Here is a 15,573-nt window from a genome sequence, read left to right as displayed (position 1 = left end):
TGCTTCACATCATCGAGCGCCAATCCCGTCGGCTCACGCCTTGCCGAGAGTCACCTGCGCCGTGCCGGATCGATCGCCGTCGACGTAGGTCACCGAGACGGTGTCACCCGGCGCCTTGGACCGGATCGCGGCGACCAGCGCCTCGGGTCCGTCGATGACCTGGTCGTCGACCTTGGTGATGACCGCGCCGGCGGGCACACCGGCAAGCGCCGCAGGCCCGTCTGCCGACACGCCCGCGAGCGCCGCGCCGCCCGCGGAGTTCTGGTCGCTGCTCAGTTGGACTCCGAGCGACCCGTGGGACGCGTTGCCCGTCGAGATCAGTTCGTCGGCGACCCGCTTCGCCTGGTCCGACGGGATCGCGAAGCCCAGCCCGATCGACCCGGCCGGTCCGCCCGCGGACCCGGAGCCGCCACCCATGCTAGCGATGGCCGAGTTCACGCCGATCAGCTCGCCCTTCATGTTCACCAACGCACCGCCGGAGTTGCCCGGGTTGATCGCGGCGTCGGTCTGCAGGGCTTCGAGAACCGATACGTCACTGCCCGGGCCCTCCCCGGCTGCCACAGGCCGATTGAGGGCGCTGATGACGCCCGTCGTCACCGTGCCCTGCAGGCCCAGCGGCGACCCGATCGCCACCACCGGCTCGCCGACCTTGACGTCTCTGGACGACCCGATGGCGATCGGCGTCAGTCCCGAGACCCCCTCCGCGCGGACGACGGCGAGATCACCGGTCGGGTCGGTGCCCACGATCGAGAACGGCACGGAGCGGCCGTCGGAGAACGTGACGGTCTTCGTGATGTCGCCACCGTTCATGGCGGCAGGTCGGGCGGTCGTGCCGTCGCCGGCCGCCGGCGCGACGACGTGGTTGTTCGTGAGGATGAGACCGTCGTGACTCAGGACGACGCCGGAGCCCTCGGCTCCCTCGTCGCCCATCTTCAGTGAGAGCTTGACGACGCTCGGCATCACCTTGGCCGCGACCTGCTCGACGGAGTCTCCGGGCGCGGCGGCCAATGGCTGCGATGCGGGCCGCGGGGCGGCCGTCGTCCCGGCGACAGTCGGGGGCGCGGGCTCGTGCATCCGGTCGACGGCGACCGCCGTCGTGGCGCCGATACCGCCCGCGGCCACGGCGATGGCAGCGGCACCGACGACGAGGGTGACGCGACGCGGCCGCCTCAGCGGAGGCGGAGCGGCAGGCATGGGCTGCGGGTGGGTCCACGTCGGGTACGGCTGCGGGGATTGACCACTGGGGTGGGGCGGGGGCGTCGTCATGATGGTGTCTTCTCGTTTCTCGAGCGTGAGGTGCTGACAACACCGTGCGACCGCTCACTGAGATGGGACTGAGAACAAGATCAGGACAGCCCGAGAACCATTGCGCTCACGGCGAACGTGCTCGCAGCCGTCTCCGGATGACGAGCCGCCTGCAAACCCGCTTCCGGACTTCAACACCTAGAACCCGTCGCTTGGCAGGAGGACCACGCTTGGCCCGACGGCGAGGTTTTACCGGGTGGCTCAGCGATCTTGATTTTCGGTCGACGCCTTGCAGCGGCGTGGTCGCCGTGGTCGACGATTCGGCGTCGGCAAATTTGACACCGTTCTCAATTCTGGTTCCGCGAGCGGTTGAGCCCGCTTAGAATCTGGCCCCTAGCTTGGTGGGGGTAACGAGTGCAGCATGCCGAGGCGGCGAGTCCTACGGACAGCCGTCATCCCGCAGGTTCTAGCGGATCCCGTCTCGCGCCAGCACGCTGGGTCGAGTGGGTGCGGTCCGATCCGTGGTACTCGACGATCACGGTGGGCATCGACGTGCTCTACGCCGTCATCGCCGTCTTACTGGCGCAATGGACCATCCCGGGTGACGTGGCGCAGGCCAACCTCGGGCTGTACTCGTGGATCTTCGTGCCGGTGGTCATCGGCGTGCTCGCCACTCGGTCGATGTACCGGCGGAAGCTGAACGACAGCTTCCTCGACGAGTTCGAACCGGTCGAGACGTCGGTCGCAGTGGCCGCCCTGGCGACGTTGATGGTGATGCTCCTGCTGGTCCCCCAGACGCCGAGCGGGGGAGTGATTGGCGACCACGTTCGGCCCGGCGAGTTGATGGTGCGCATCTGGGCGTTCGCGGCTGTGCTGATCCCCGCCGTACGCCTCGTCAGGTCGCTGGCCAATCGCTTCCTACGGCGTCGATACCGGGTCGGAGCGCCGACGCTCATCGTCGGTTCCGGTCCTGTCGTCGGCCAGCTGATCACGCGCATGCGTCAGGTGCATGACTACGGGCTGGAACCGGTCGGTCTCTTGGATGCGGATGAGCCATCCGACGGCAATGTGCTCGACGTCCCGCATCTGGGATCACCGGACAACCTCGAATTCGCCGTGCGCGCAACCAAGGCCGAGGAACTCGTCATCGCGCCCTCGTCGATGTCCGACGACCAACTGGCGCGAATTGCCCACCGGGCGCAGAACCTTGGGTTGCGGGTCCGGGTGGTGCCGCGAGTCATGGACGCCGTCGGTGTCGGCACGCGGATCGAGCACTTGGGCGGCGTACCACTGATGGTGCTCGGCCGCGTCGATCCGAAGGGGTGGCAATTCGCCGTCAAGCATGCCCTGGGGCGGTCGATCGCGGCGGTTGGACTGCTCCTCGTCTCGCCCGTCTTCATCGCACTTGCTCTGCTGGTGAAGCTCACCTCGCCTGGGCCGGTCTTCTTCAGCCAGGATCGCGTCGGTCGCGATGGCCAGGTCTTCGGCTGTCTGAAGTTTCGGAGCATGCGTCCGCTCGACCCGGCGAAGGCAGCCTTTGCGCTTCGCGAGGGCGCGGCGCCAGGCGGAGTGGAAGGGGACGATCGTCGAACGGCGATCGGCAAGATCATGCGGAAGACGTCGTTGGACGAGTTGCCGCAGCTGATCAACGTCCTACGGGGCGACATGGCGCTGGTGGGTCCGCGTCCCGAACGGCCGGAGTACGTCGAGATGTTCGAGATGCACGTGCGCCGTTACGGCGAGCGGCATCGGGTGAAGGCCGGCATCACCGGCTGGGCGCAAGTCCACGGGCTTCGCGGGCAGACCTCGATCGCCGACCGCGCGGAGTTCGACAACTACTACATCGAGAATTGGTCGCTGATGTTGGACCTGAAGATCCTCGCGCTCACCGTGCTGGCCGTTCTCAAGAGCGCGGAGGACTAAGCGTCGGGCTCGGCGCCCGCGCCGGTGTCGGCATTCGCCGATTCGACGTCGTCGTCGGCGGACGCCTCGTCCTGCGGCGGGTCGTCCAGCACGTGGCCCGGGTTCAACGGCAGGTGCGGGTCTGGCAGTGTCATGGATCCTCCGTCACTGAATGGGCCGAAACCAAGCGAACGGCTTCATACCCGGATTGGGCATTCCGGAATCAGACGGAATGTCCGGGCGTCATCGACCGGCCCTGCTGGGCGCACCCGGCACCGAGTGCGCGCCAGCGAGAGGTCAAGCCTTTTCCGCCGCCTCATACGCCTCGACGACTTCGGCGGGAATCCGGCCGCGCGTACTCACGGTGTAGCCGTTTTCATTCGCCCATGCCCGGATTGACGACAGCGGCGTCCTCGACTGCGTCTTGCCACCACCCTTTCGCCTCCGGCTGGCCTTGCGAGGCCGCTCCTCGCCGGAAACCTTCTCTGCGGCTTTGACATACGGAGTCAACGCCTTGTCGAACTTCGCCAAGTTCTGTGCGGAGAGATCGATTCGGTATGCAACACCTCTAACCGAGAACTCCACGGTTTCGCCGCCGCCATCAGTGATGTCGGTTCCGTCAATATCGTCCACGACTTGGCGGATAACGCGTTCTGCCATTTCTTTCCTTTCCGCGCCCGCCCCCAAGCGCGAAACTCTACCGGTATGAATCCCAGGAGTCGTACATCTGAGCAGGTTCGTGCATCATGCGTAGCCGCACTAAGCGAATAGCGGTGCGGATATCGTCGTTATTTCGTCACAGAATAGAGCGCGCGGGAAGTGGATCCGCAAAGCCGCCGGATATCTCTTCAGCCGCACCCCGTCAGCGATCCTTAGGTCCTTCAGTCGAATTGATCGGGACCGACGAGACCACGATTGGTGCTAGCGAAATCGTCTGCGACAGGTGTGATCCGGTAGTCGTCTTCTTGGTCGACGTGCACCACTCGAAGCTCGCCCTTGGGACCGCACTCGCGATAGTCGAGCATGATCTGCCCGTGGCCCGCCGCAGGCGTATCGGCAATTCCGACCCCGGGCGATGGGTAGCCCCATTCTTCCCGCGTGAACGCCGTCCCGAGTTCTCCGCAGAGGGAGTAGCGCGCGGCGCGGTGATGCCCACCACCATTGCGATAACGCCCGAGTTCGACGTAAGCGCTTGGCAGGGCGTACCGCAATTCTGGACACTTAGCCCTTGCGCTAACCAATGCTGGGGTGAAACACTTAGCCCCATGGTTAAGCATGAGGCGGAGTTGGACAGCCTCTTCGACGCGCTGGGCGACCCGACGCGCCGAGCAGTGATTCGGCGACTGGGCAGCGGACCGGCGAGCGTAGGCGAGCTGGCGAAGCCATTCTCGATTGCGTTGCCGTCCTTCATGAAACACGTCCGCACGCTTGAAACGAGCGGATTGATCTCGACGACGAAGACGGGACGGGTGCGGACCTGCTCGCTCAACCGCAAACGGCTGTCGATGGTCGACGACTGGCTCGCCGAACAGCGACACATCTGGGAAGACCGCACCGACCGACTCGAACGACTCGTCACCAACGCGGAGGAGACAACGTGAGCACGAATACCATCGACCCCGCACTCGACCTGGTCATCGAGCGGGTGATCCGCGCTCCCCGACAATCGGTTTGGCGCGCATGGACGGACCCTGACCTGTTGGCCCGGTGGTGGACGCCGACGCCCACCCGCACGCGCGTCGATCGACTTCAGATCCGCCCCGGCGGCGCCTTCGTCACTCGAATGAGCGACGACGGGGACCGGTTCGTCCCGCACACCGACTCCGTGTTCCTCGTCGCGGAAGAAGGCTCACGGCTCGTGTTCACCAACGCGGTCGACAGCGCGTGGCGACCGGCCACGCCCCAGCCGGTGTCCATGACCGCCGAAATCACCTTCGACGACCACCCAGACGGCACCCTCTACCGGGCGGTCGTACGCCACGGCGACCCGGCCGTCCGGGATCGGCACGAGGAACTCGGCTTCTTCGACGGATGGGGTGCCGTCACGCAGGCGCTCGCCGAACTCGCCGAAGGTGCCGTGCCCGCCTGAACAGATCGCTAGGACGCGCCCCGCGTGAGTGAGCCGACGGGGGTCGGACCCGATCGATCCGGGACGGCGCGTCCCTCGAAACGCGCCACGCTGCAGGCCTTCACGTCATCGTCCTGGGGTCGTCCCTCTGCGAAGTCCGCCAAGATCTCGCCCATCAGCGCGGAGTACTTGAATCCCTCACCGATGCACCCGCAGCCCAGGACGATTCCACTGGGCAGCGCATCCAGGATGAACTGGCCGTCGGGCGTGTCGGTCCAGCAGCACACCTGCGCGTCGACGACCTGCGCCGGTATCGCGGCGAAGTCGCGCTCGATGCGTTGCCGAAGCACCTCGGTGCGAGCGGTGCTGGGCGTGCGATCGGGATTGCCCACCCGGTAGTCGCAAATGGGCAGATCCAGGCCCACCTTGTAACCCAACCCGGGCGTTGGCATCGCGTAGATGCGGCCCGCGCGGTCCTCGGCCTCGCCGTCGAACAAGCACGGGAACGCGTCGGTGTGCGCCACGCTGTCGCGGTCGCCGAAGTGCACCACCTGCTCGAGGTACGGATAGAGCGGCACATCGATGCCCAACATCCGCAGGAACGTCGACGACTCCGGGCCGGCGGCGATCACCACGACGTCCGCATCTTCCTGCGTCATATCCGAATACGTCACCGCCAGCCCGTTCGGGCGCTCCTCGATCTCGACGACGCTGCGGGCGTGGCCGAAGCGGCCACCGGCGCCGGTGAAACGCTCGAACTGCGCCCGAAGCGACCGCTCGGCCAGGACGATCCCGGCGTCCGGGAGCCACACCGCGTCGCGGCCGTCGTCGCGCAAGCCTGGTAGGCGGTCGCTCACCTCGGCCGCAGTCACCCACTCGTGGTCGATGCCGAGCCCGGCGCAGGTCGCCGCGAGAGCGTCGTTGGACGGCGGGTCCCGCCACAGCAGACCCCGCACCTCGTGGACGGTGGCAATGGTCCGTTCCTCGAGCCGCTTCATGGCCGCCAACGCACGCAATCCCAGCCGCGACCGCGATGGGTCCGGGTCGGCCAGACGCCACATGCGGGTCGGGCCGTAGGACGACGAGAGGGGATTGCCCACCCCGTAGCGGTCGACCAGCCGGACGTCGTGCCCTCGGCTGGACAACTCGGCCGCCGTAGGCAGACCCCACGCGCCTGCGCCAATCACGATGCTCTTCACGAATGCCTCTCTCCGCCAAATGATCCGGACGCTCAGAAGATGGTGTACACCTTGCGAAGCGTCTCGACCACGTCCCATCGACCGGTCCACCCGGGTGGTAGGACGACGAAGTCGCCTGCCCCCACTTCGACGACGCGACCGGTCTGGTCGTCGGTGATCTTCGCGCGGCCCGAGACGATGTAGCAGGTCTCGGTGTCCGGTCGATCGACGACGGGCCAGCCACCGGGCTCGCACTCCCAGACGCCGACCTGCGCCTCGGTCCCCGAGTCGACCACCAACGTCTTGAGTCGAGGGTCACCACTGTCAGCGCCGACGCGCCGGCCGGCGGGCTCCAGGTCACCGGTGACGGTGCGATGGGGCAGATGGATCAATGCGCTCATGTCGGCCTTCCCAGGATCGTCGAACACCCATGCACGGCGCGGAATCGGAGCATCTTCGTGTCTGCGAGAGCGATTTTGGCGATTCCGGTTGCCGCGGCTTGGTGGCAGGCATAGTGTCACACACCACCGAACATTTTGTTCGCCGTTACCGAACTATTGATTCTGACGCAGGAGAATGGATGATCGTTCGTGGCCCTGTCTGACGATGGCCCCGGCTCCCCGGCGTCGGACACCGAGACCGAAATGGGCAGCCGCATACGCGGATACCGCAACATGCGGAAGCTCAGCCTGCGTGAACTCGCGAGCCGCGCCAAGATCTCGGCGGGGTTCCTCAGCGAACTGGAACGCGGGCAGGTCAATGCCAGCGTCGGCACGCTGCGTCGCCTGGCCGAAGAACTCGGAGTCAAACTCCCCGACCTATTCGGCGACCATCACGTCAACGGTGCGAGGATCCTGCGAAAGGCTGAGCGGCCGGAGATCCACGTCGACGACCTCAGCGCCAAGTATCTGCTGTCGCAGAAGCCCTTGATGAACCTCGAGGTCTACTCCGCCGAGTTCGCCCCCGGCGGATCGGCTGGCGAGGCATACGTGCACGGCGACGCCCAGGAAGTGCTGATCGTCGTCAAGGGCAGCTTGGTACTCGAACTCGACGGCAAGAAGCACCAACTCGACGCCGGCGACTCCGCGGAGTATCGGACGTCCATTCCGCACACCGTGCACAACCTGAGCGACTCGTCCGCCGAGCTGCTATGGATCGTCAGCCCACCGACCGCATGAGAGCCGGGATCGAAATGACCACACCCACAAAGACTCAACACCAGTCACGTCTCACAGGAGGAGTTCACATGTCCACTGCACTCAAGGCCGTCGGATGCGGCGTGGCTGCCGTGCTGCTCACCGCGGCGTGTTCGTCGGGACCAGCTCCAAGCGCCGACGTCGACCTCGGTAGCGGGCCGCCGAAGGCAGGCACCGTAAAGGCGGGCGCGCTCGACGGCGTGACCCTGACCTTCGTGTCCTACGGCGGCATCTTCCAGGAGGGGCAGACGCAGGCCGCGATAGATCCCTTCGCCAAGGAATCCGGCGCACGCATCCTGCAGGACGGGCCCACCGAGAGCACCAAGATCAAGTCGCAGGTGGAGTCGGGCAACGTCACCTGGGACGTCATCGACACCACCAACGTCTTCACTGCCCAGCATTGCGGCGAGCTGTTCATGCCCATCGACACCAGCATCGTGGACGTCAGCAAGATTCCGCCAGGCGCCAAGACCGACGATTGTTCGGTTCCCGCAATGGGTTACGGCCTCATCGTGGTCTACAACACGGAGAAGTACGGGGCGAACCCGCCCAAGACCTGGGCCGACTTCTACGACACGGCGAAGTTCCCCGGCAAGCGCGGCATCCAGGGCATCGCCGGCGAACTCGACCCAGGCGTTCTCGAGGGCGCACTCCTGGCCGACGGTGTCGCGAAGGACCAGATGTATCCCATCGACGCCACCCGCGCACTGAACAAGCTGTCGTCGATCCGCGGCGACGTCGTCTTCTGGAACAGCGGCGCCCAGGCCCAGCAGCTCCTCGAGGCCGGCCAGGTCGACATGGCGCTGCTGTGGAGCGGGCGCGCCTACTCCGCGGTCAAGAACGGGGCGAAGTTCGCGCCCATGTGGGATCAGTGGATGCCCGAGGCGGACACGATCGCGGTGCCCAAGGGTGCGAAGAACCCGAAGGCCTCGATGGCGCTGATCAACTACTACCTGGGTGCGCAGCAGCAGGCCAAGTTGACCGAACTCACCTCGTACAGCCCGATCAACGTCGACGCCAAGCCGAAACTGGACGCCCTGGCGACCAGCTACCTCACCACCACCCCCGAGCGTCTCGCGGACCGCTTCCCGATCGACCTCGCCTGGTGGTCGAAGAACAACGACGCGATGGTCGGGGCATACACCGATTGGCTTGCCAAGTAAGGGACTAGCGGACCATGACCGTAGTCGACGTACTCGCCGGTGGTGCAGCACCGCCGCAGTCGCGCGCCGAGGAGGCGGGTGCCCAGCGTAGGCGGCGCAGCGCCTACGCACTGCTGGCTCCCGCGCTTGTGTTGGTGCTCGGCATCTTCGCGGCACCGCTGGGCGTGATGCTGTGGCGCGCGTTCACCGATCCGGTGGTCGGGTTCGACAACTTCGCCTGGTACGCCGGGGACGCCGTGCAGCGGGAGGTGCTGCTGCGGACGTTCACCACCGGACTCGAGGTGACGGTCATCTGCCTGTTGCTCGGCTACCCGTACGCCTATGCCATGGTCGCATTCGGGCCGAAGGTGCGGGCGGCGCTGACGCTGCTGGTCCTCGTCCCGTTCTGGACCAGCCTGATGGTGCGCACGTTCGCCTGGGTGATCCTGCTACAGGACAACGGTCCCGCCCAGGCGCTGCTGAGCCTCGTCGGGCTCGGCGACGTGCAGTTGATCCGGACGAACCTCGGCGTCGTCATCGGCATGAGCCAGATCCTGTTGCCGTTCATGGTGTTACCGCTGTACGCGGTGATGTCGGGCGTCGACCGTCGGCTGGTGCTGGCCTCGTCGAGTCTCGGCGCACGGCCGCTGACGTCGTTCACCCGCATCTGGGTGCCGCTGACCATGCCCGGCATCGGAGCGGGATGCCTGATGGTGTTCATCAGCAGCCTCGGCTTCTACGTCACGCCTGCGCTGCTCGGTTCCCCGGACAACGCCCTCATCAGCCAGCAGATCTACGTGCAGGTGAACGGTCTGCTGCAGTGGGGCCGCGGTGGGGCGATGGGCGTGGTGCTCCTGCTGCTGACCTTCCTGGTCCTTGCCGTGCTGATGATCGTGCTGCGCCGCGCATCTCGGCAGGAGCGGGCGTCGTGATGCGCAGCGGCACGTTCTGGCGCGGTGCGCTCCTGGTGTTCTGCGGCCTAGTCGCGACCTGGCTGGTCGCGCCGTCGCTGGTCGTGATCCCGCTCAGCTTCACCGATCTTCCGTCGTTCAGGTTCCCGCCGACGGGCTGGTCGACGCAGTGGTACGTCAACTTCTTCACCGACCCGTCGTGGCTCTGGTCGCTGGAGGCGAGCATCCGGGTCGGCCTCCTGGTGGCCGTCGTTGCGACGGTGTGCGGGACGGCGGCGGCAGTGGCCTTCAGCCGGACGCGATTCTTCGGCGATCAGGGCCTGCGCGCGCTGCTGCTCTCGCCGATGATCGTTCCGGTGATCGTGGTGTCGATCGGCATCTATGCGATCTACCTGCGGCTCAACCTGCTGGGCACCACCCTCGGCTTCGTCGTGGCGCACAGCGTGCTCGCCCTGCCGTTCGTGATCATCCCGGTGAGTGCCAGCCTGCAGGGGTTCGACCGGCGGCTCGAGGACGCGGCCGCGATCTGCGGAGCGAACAGGTGGACGACGTTCCGCACCGTCACTCTGCCGCAGGTGGCGCCGGGCGTCCTGTCGGGAGCACTGTTCGCGTTCGCCACCAGCTTCGACGAGGTGGTGCTGTCGCTGTTCATCCAAAGCCCTTACCTGCAAACGCTTCCGGTGCGGATGTATTCGTCGGTCACCCGCGACACCGACCCCACCATCGCCGCCGCGGCGACGGTGATCCTGGCGCTCACCACGGCGCTGACCATCCTCGCCAGCATCTTCGCCATCAGGAGGAATCGTGTCCGATGACCGCGCGCCGCATGGCGCTTCCATCACGATGCGGGGTCTGGTCAAGCGGTACGGCTCCGTCACCGCCGTCGATGCCATCGACCTGGACGCGCGTCCAGGCGAATTCCTCACCCTGCTCGGTCCCAGCGGGTCGGGAAAGACGACCACGCTCAACATGATCGCCGGGTTCGTCGACGTCACCGAGGGCGAACTGTCCATCGACGGCAGCCCGGTCACCGACCTGCCGCCGTACAAGCGCGACATCGGCATGGTGTTCCAGCACTACGCCCTGTTCCCGCACATGAGCGTGGCCGACAACGTGGAGTACCCGCTGAAGCAGCGGTCCATCGACAAGTCCCAGCGCGCCACGATGGTCGCCGATGCGCTGACGATGGTGGGTCTCGAGCACCTGGCCCGGCGCAAGCCGAAGGAGCTGTCGGGCGGTCAGCAGCAGCGAGTCGCGCTGGCGCGGGCGGTCGTCTACAACCCGCGCGTGCTGCTGATGGACGAGCCGCTCGGCGCGCTCGACAAGAAGCTGCGCGACACCCTGCAGCTGGAGATCAAGCGGATCCACGCCGACCTCGGCACCACGTTCGTCTACGTCACCCACGACCAGGACGAAGCGCTGGTGCTCTCCGACCGGGTCGCGGTGTTCAACGACGGACGCATCCAGCAGATCGGCACGCCGTCGGACCTGTACGAGCATCCCAACAGCCTCTTCGTGGCGCAGTTCGTCGGTGAGTCGTCGTTGTTCCGTGGCACGTTGGACGGTGATCGGGTCCAGGCATTCGGCCGCACCCTGACCGCGACGCGCGGGGCCCTACCCGACTCGCGCACCGTGGCCGTCGTCGTGCGTCCCGAGCGCATCGCGATTCACACCGGTGATGCGGAACCGCAGGCGGACAACGCCGTTCCCGGTCGCGTCATCCAGCAGATCTACTTCGGAAACGCCCGCAAGGTCGAGGTGCGCCTCGACGACGGCAGCACGGTCCTGGTCCGGGAGAGTGCAGGCGCCGCACTGGCTCCCGTGCACGCCGACGACACCGTCTGGCTGACCTTCCGCCGCGAGGACGCCTCCGTCCTGGCCGTCGACGAGACGCAGCCGGCACCTCGAACTCCCGCCACCGCAACGAACTAGGAGCACGACAACATGGCTTCGTCAGGCCAGCAGACCGTCAAGCAGCCCGTCAACGGCGGAGTGTCCTTCTGGTACAGGTCGATCGGGCTGCCCCAGCCGCGTCCCGCACTCCCCGGAGACCTCGAAGCCGACGTGTGCATCGTGGGTGCCGGATTCACCGGACTCTGGACCGCCTACTACCTCAAGCGTCAGCAGCCCGATCTTCGGATCGTAGTGCTAGAGAAAGAGTTCGCCGGCTTCGGCGCCTCGGGCCGCAATGGTGGCTGGCTGTCGGCGGAGCTGGCCGGCTCGCGCGACGCCTACGCCTCGACCCACGGTCGCCAAGGCGTGATCGACCTGATGCGCGCGATGCGCGATGCCGTCGACGAGGTGATCGCGGTCGCGAAGACCGAGGGCATCGATGCCGACATCGCGAAGGACGGACTGCTGCACGTCGCGCGCAACCAGGCGCAGCTGCAACGGCTGCACGCCGGCCTGCGCTACGAACGCGAATGGGGCGCAGACCCCATGGACTTCGTCGAACTGAGCCGGGCGGAGATGGACGCTCGGATCCGGGTCGCCGGATCGCTCGGCGGCATCTTCAGCCCGCACTGCGCCCGGGTTCAGCCGGCCAAGTTGGTGCAGGGCCTGGCGGACAGCGTGGTCGACCTCGGCGTCCGGATCTTCGAGCAAACCACCGTCAGTAGGATCGACCCGGGCCGGGCCGTCACCGACCGGGGCACCGTCCGCGCACCGACCGTACTGCGCTGCCTCGAGGGATTCACCGGCAGCATCGAGGGGCAGAAGCGCAGCTGGTTGCCGATGAACTCCTCCATGATCGTGACCGCCCCGTTGCCCGAGGAGGTCCACGATCAAATCGGCTGGCGCGACGCCGAATTGCTCGGTGACTACGCGCATGGATACATGTACGCCCAGCGCACGGTCGACGGCCGGATCGCACTCGGCGGGCGCGGCATTCCGTACCGCTACGGGTCCCGCCTCGACGACCGTGGCGCCACGCAGCAGTGGACGATCGATGCGCTCACCGCGCTCACTCACGACATGTTCCCCGCGACCGCCGACGTCCCAATCGAACATGCCTGGTGCGGCGTCCTCGGCGTGCCGCGGGACTGGACGGCGACGGTCGACTTCGACCGCACCACGGGCCTCGGCACGGCGGGCGGTTACGTGGGCAGCGGACTGACCACGACCAACCTCGCCGGTCGCACGCTGGCCGACCTCGTGCTGCACCGCCAGACCGACCTCACGCGTCTTCCGTGGGTCGGTCGGCGGGTGCGGCGCTGGGAGCCCGAGCCGTTGCGTTGGCTCGGCGTGCAGAGCATGTACGCGCTCTACCGGACGGCGGATCGCCGCGAGACGAACGGGCTGGGCCGGACCAGCCGAATCGCCACGGTAGCGAACAAGATCACCGGTCGCTGAGGACGGCGCGTTCCAGCTCCGTCAGCGACTGCTCGAGCCCGTCCATCACGGTCGCGACGTCGGGCATCTGCCTGCGGTCGGCGATGATGCCGACGTCGAGGTGGCCGTCGTAGCTCATCACCGTGATGTTCAGCCCGAGGCCGTCGGTGATCACCGAGACGGGGTAGTGGGCGACGAGCCGAGCGCCGCCGCAGTACAGCGGGATCTGGGGCCCGGGCACGTTGGACACCACCACGTTCCACGTCGGGCGCCCGACCCTGGACGTGGCCAACGCGAACGTTGCCCGTGCCGCGCGACTGAACAGTGCAGGCGGGATGAAGTGGTTGAAGTCGATCAGGAGGTTGGCAGGCAGCGCTCGGTGCCGGTCCTTCATCTCCCTCATTCCGCCTGCCGTCGCTTCGAGCCGTTCCACCGGATCGGCGACGTTGGTGTGCAGCGGTGCTGCGAGCATCAGGACCCGGTTGCCGTAGGTGCCGGCCTGCTCCTCCGTCCGCACGGACACCGGAATCTGGGCAACGAGTGGGCTGTTCGGCAATTCGTCGTGGTCGACCAGCCAGCGCCGAACGGCACCGGCACAGATCGCGACCACCACGTCGTTCACCGTGGCTCCGTGGGCGTTCTTGACCTCCTTCACCCGATCGAGGTCGAGCCTGCCGAAGACGAAACGCCTACTGGGCGAGACTCGTCCGTTGAACGACGTCTTAGGCGCGGGGAGGGACGTGCGGCTTCGTCGCTCACCGGTGCGCCGAGCGACGTTCGACAGTCGGTTGGCGACACGACCGAGCTGTCCGACACCGGGTACGGACGACAGCGTCGTGTCCTCGAGGTTCGGCAGCGCGCTCGGCGCCGAACGCAACGCCCGCAGCGGGTAACGCGGTAGGCCGACGACTGCCCGCCCCCACCGCTCGATCTGCCGGGGAGCCGACCGAGTGGCGGCCATTTCGGCCGGGGGTATGTCACGGCCCTCTGGGCTCAGATCCATGAGCAGGCCGGTGATCTCGGCTCCCGACACCCCGTCGATGACGGCGTGGTGAATCTTGGTGTAGACCGCTACGTTGCCGTCGGCCAGTCCGCTGATGACATACATCTCCCAGAGTGGATGCGCGCGGTCGAGTGGCTGCCCGTGCAAACGCGAGATTAGCTCCGCCAACTGCTCGTCGGATCCCGGCGAGGGAATCGCCGACTCCCTCACGTGATAGCTGAGGTCGAACCCCTCGTCGTCGACCCAGTACGGGTAGTCCACACCGAACGGCACCTCCATCAACCGCCACCGCAACGGTGGCAACAGGTGCATTCGCTGGCGCAGAAGCGCCACCATGGTGCCGCAGTCCATGATGCCGCCGGGCGCGGTGCTCGGGTCGTACACCGCCAACGCGCCGACGTGGCCGGTGCGGCGGCCGTCCTCGATCGCCAGGAACTGCGTGTCGAGACTGCTCAATTGCCGCATGCGCGACCACCGCCTTCGTTGGCTCGCAATGCCTCTGCCGTCCGGATCGCCCCGGTGACGCCCGGGTTGTGCATCAACACGTCGTCCATCACCGCCGTGGTCAGGCTGCGGGTCGCCAGCATCGGGCCGACCCAGCCGGGTGCGCTGATCCGTGCCGCGCGCCGCTCGACGCCGGCGAGCACCGCGGCGGCGGCTGCTTCGACCGTCATGGGCCGGGTGAGGAACCCGGGTATCGCCTGGCGCACCGCTCCGACGTGATCGTCGGCGAACACCTCGGTGGCCAGGTCCGTGTCGATGAACCCGAGGTAGGCGTAGCCGACGCTCACCCCGTGCTGCGCGAGTTCGACCCGCAGCGTCCTGGCGAGCTGCTCCACGCCTGCCTTGCTGACAGCGTAGGACGCGGCCAGTACCCCGTTGAAGAAGGCGTAGACGGACCCGACGAGTACGACGTGACCCTGCCGCTCGATGACCGCGGGCAGTGCGGCTCGGACCGTGCGCCACTGCCCCAGCAGGTCGACTTCGACGGTGCGCTCGAACGCGGCCGGATCGATGGTGGCGACGGTGTCCGACGGTGGGGCGATCCCCGCGTTCGCGATCACCACGTCGATGCCGCCGAAGCGAGCTGTTGCCGCGTCGGCCGCTTCCTGAAGCTTGTCGAAGTCGGTGACGTCGGCCTCGAAGGCTGCGGCCCGCTCGCCGAGTTCGTCGGCGAGTTCCTGCAGAGGTGCCATCCGCCGGCCCACTAGAGCCACGTAGGCGCCGCGCCCGTGTGCCTGCCTGGCGACCTCGGCGCCAAGTCCACGGGCCGCGCCGGTGATGAACAGCACCCGGCCGTCGACACCGAAGCTGGTCGGAGCACCCAGGAGCCGACCGACGACTGGGATACCGCGGAGGGTCCGCACGGCAGTGCGGCCCAACAGTCCGACGGCATCGTCGAGCATGGCGCCCTTCCATCACTGGGTCAGGTGTCTTCGATGTTTCCCTGAATGGCCGGCGGGAAACATCGGGCCCAGCGAGCGCAAGCGTCGGAATGCGGGCCAGAAGGGCGCTGAGGCCGACGTCGCGTTCCATGCCCACTTCGTCTGCGGGAAGTCGGCTGCGCACCACGACGATGCCGGTGGCGTCGTCCTGGT

General features: G+C 67.0%; 16 protein-coding genes. 9 read left to right on the top strand and 7 right to left on the bottom strand.

Going from position 1 to position 15,573, the window contains the following annotated elements:
* Positions 1-33: 33 nt before the first annotated feature.
* The gene (locus tag LOK44_RS15700) at positions 34-1,266 is read right to left on the bottom strand and encodes a S1C family serine protease (RefSeq protein WP_372481250.1); all 1,233 of its coding nucleotides are present in this window, start codon (positions 1,264-1,266) and stop codon (positions 34-36) included.
* Positions 1,267-1,752: 486 nt separating this feature from the next.
* Here LOK44_RS15700 and LOK44_RS15695 point away from each other — a divergent pair, with 486 nt between their 5' ends.
* Complete coding sequence (locus LOK44_RS15695; RefSeq protein ID WP_237570971.1) at positions 1,753-3,168, top strand: sugar transferase; 1,416 nt, start codon at positions 1,753-1,755, stop codon at positions 3,166-3,168.
* On the opposite strand, the gene LOK44_RS15690 is transcribed toward LOK44_RS15695, so the two are convergent.
* Both LOK44_RS15690 and LOK44_RS15685 read right to left on the bottom strand, forming a co-directional pair.
* Positions 3,165-3,302 (bottom strand): hypothetical protein, encoded by a 138-nt coding sequence (locus LOK44_RS15690; RefSeq protein WP_237570970.1) that lies wholly within the window; start codon positions 3,300-3,302, stop codon positions 3,165-3,167. The genes LOK44_RS15695 and LOK44_RS15690 overlap by 4 nt on opposite strands.
* A gap of 142 nt (positions 3,303-3,444) precedes the next feature.
* A complete protein-coding gene (locus LOK44_RS15685; RefSeq protein WP_237570969.1) occupies positions 3,445-3,807 on the bottom strand; it encodes a histone-like nucleoid-structuring protein Lsr2 in 363 nt (120 codons plus the stop codon).
* A 230-nt stretch (positions 3,808-4,037) separates the two neighbouring features.
* Here LOK44_RS15685 and LOK44_RS30130 point away from each other — a divergent pair, with 230 nt between their 5' ends.
* Both LOK44_RS30130 and LOK44_RS15675 read left to right on the top strand, forming a co-directional pair.
* Complete coding sequence (locus LOK44_RS30130) at positions 4,038-4,748, top strand: ArsR/SmtB family transcription factor (RefSeq protein ID WP_372481249.1); 711 nt, start codon at positions 4,038-4,040, stop codon at positions 4,746-4,748.
* Positions 4,745-5,236, top strand: a complete 492-nt coding sequence (locus LOK44_RS15675) for an SRPBCC domain-containing protein (RefSeq protein WP_237570968.1) — start codon at positions 4,745-4,747, stop codon at positions 5,234-5,236. Before LOK44_RS30130 ends, LOK44_RS15675 begins: the two co-directional genes overlap by 4 nt.
* An 8-nt stretch (positions 5,237-5,244) precedes the next feature.
* Here the strand turns inward: LOK44_RS15675 and LOK44_RS15670 are convergent, their stop codons facing one another.
* The gene (locus LOK44_RS15670; RefSeq protein ID WP_237570967.1) at positions 5,245-6,414 is read right to left on the bottom strand and encodes an NAD(P)/FAD-dependent oxidoreductase; all 1,170 of its coding nucleotides are present in this window, start codon (positions 6,412-6,414) and stop codon (positions 5,245-5,247) included.
* Positions 6,415-6,446: 32 nt separating this feature from the next.
* The gene (locus tag LOK44_RS15665) at positions 6,447-6,794 is read right to left on the bottom strand and encodes a cupin domain-containing protein (RefSeq protein ID WP_237570966.1); all 348 of its coding nucleotides are present in this window, start codon (positions 6,792-6,794) and stop codon (positions 6,447-6,449) included.
* 189 nt (positions 6,795-6,983) lie between these two features.
* Between LOK44_RS15665 and LOK44_RS15660 the strand changes: the two genes are divergently transcribed.
* From LOK44_RS15660 to LOK44_RS15635, 6 genes are all read left to right on the top strand, one after another.
* Positions 6,984-7,571, top strand: coding sequence for a type II toxin-antitoxin system RelB family anti-toxin (locus tag LOK44_RS15660; protein WP_237570965.1), 588 nt, complete (start codon positions 6,984-6,986; stop codon positions 7,569-7,571).
* 68 nt (positions 7,572-7,639) lie between these two features.
* Positions 7,640-8,752: an ABC transporter substrate-binding protein gene (locus LOK44_RS15655; protein ID WP_237570964.1), complete on the top strand. Its 1,113-nt coding sequence runs from the start codon at positions 7,640-7,642 to the stop codon at positions 8,750-8,752.
* 14 nt (positions 8,753-8,766) lie between these two features.
* Complete coding sequence (locus tag LOK44_RS15650; protein WP_237570963.1) at positions 8,767-9,663, top strand: ABC transporter permease; 897 nt, start codon at positions 8,767-8,769, stop codon at positions 9,661-9,663.
* Positions 9,663-10,457, top strand: coding sequence for an ABC transporter permease (locus LOK44_RS15645; RefSeq protein WP_237571192.1), 795 nt, complete (start codon positions 9,663-9,665; stop codon positions 10,455-10,457). The genes LOK44_RS15650 and LOK44_RS15645 overlap by 1 nt, the downstream gene beginning before the upstream one ends.
* Positions 10,447-11,574: an ABC transporter ATP-binding protein gene (locus LOK44_RS15640; protein ID WP_237570962.1), complete on the top strand. Its 1,128-nt coding sequence runs from the start codon at positions 10,447-10,449 to the stop codon at positions 11,572-11,574. The genes LOK44_RS15645 and LOK44_RS15640 overlap by 11 nt, the downstream gene beginning before the upstream one ends.
* Before the next feature lie 12 nt (positions 11,575-11,586).
* A complete protein-coding gene (locus LOK44_RS15635; RefSeq protein WP_237570961.1) occupies positions 11,587-12,993 on the top strand; it encodes an NAD(P)/FAD-dependent oxidoreductase in 1,407 nt (468 codons plus the stop codon).
* Here the strand turns inward: LOK44_RS15635 and LOK44_RS15630 are convergent.
* Complete coding sequence (locus tag LOK44_RS15630) at positions 12,980-14,440, bottom strand: WS/DGAT/MGAT family O-acyltransferase (protein WP_237570960.1); 1,461 nt, start codon at positions 14,438-14,440, stop codon at positions 12,980-12,982. The genes LOK44_RS15635 and LOK44_RS15630 overlap by 14 nt on opposite strands.
* Complete coding sequence (locus LOK44_RS15625) at positions 14,428-15,381, bottom strand: SDR family oxidoreductase (RefSeq protein WP_237570959.1); 954 nt, start codon at positions 15,379-15,381, stop codon at positions 14,428-14,430. Before LOK44_RS15625 ends, LOK44_RS15630 begins: the two co-directional genes overlap by 13 nt.
* Positions 15,382-15,573 lie beyond the last annotated feature (192 nt).

Source organism: Mycolicibacterium lacusdiani (assembly GCF_021916785.1).
In the GTDB taxonomy this organism is placed as follows: domain Bacteria; phylum Actinomycetota; class Actinomycetes; order Mycobacteriales; family Mycobacteriaceae; genus Mycobacterium; species Mycobacterium lacusdiani.
Note: the sequence above shows the minus strand (reverse complement) of the source record. Positions and strands in the feature narration are given on the sequence as shown.

Bases quoted from the DNA above. Each gene is read 5' to 3' on its own strand.
- LOK44_RS15700 (WP_372481250.1), bottom strand. From the start codon at position 1,266: ATGACGACGCCCCCGCCCCACCCCAGTGGTCAATCCCCGCAGCCGTAC.
- LOK44_RS15690 (WP_237570970.1), bottom strand. From the start codon at position 3,302: ATGACACTGCCAGACCCGCACCTGCCGTTGAACCCGGGCCACGTGCTG.
- LOK44_RS15685 (WP_237570969.1), bottom strand. From the start codon at position 3,807: ATGGCAGAACGCGTTATCCGCCAAGTCGTGGACGATATTGACGGAACC.
- LOK44_RS15665 (WP_237570966.1), bottom strand. From the start codon at position 6,794: ATGAGCGCATTGATCCATCTGCCCCATCGCACCGTCACCGGTGACCTG.
- LOK44_RS15655 (WP_237570964.1), top strand. From the start codon at position 7,640: ATGTCCACTGCACTCAAGGCCGTCGGATGCGGCGTGGCTGCCGTGCTG.
- LOK44_RS15650 (WP_237570963.1), top strand. From the start codon at position 8,767: ATGACCGTAGTCGACGTACTCGCCGGTGGTGCAGCACCGCCGCAGTCG.
- LOK44_RS15645 (WP_237571192.1), top strand. From the start codon at position 9,663: ATGCGCAGCGGCACGTTCTGGCGCGGTGCGCTCCTGGTGTTCTGCGGC.
- LOK44_RS15635 (WP_237570961.1), top strand. From the start codon at position 11,587: ATGGCTTCGTCAGGCCAGCAGACCGTCAAGCAGCCCGTCAACGGCGGA.
- LOK44_RS15630 (WP_237570960.1), bottom strand. From the start codon at position 14,440: ATGCGGCAATTGAGCAGTCTCGACACGCAGTTCCTGGCGATCGAGGAC.
- LOK44_RS15625 (WP_237570959.1), bottom strand. From the start codon at position 15,381: ATGCTCGACGATGCCGTCGGACTGTTGGGCCGCACTGCCGTGCGGACC.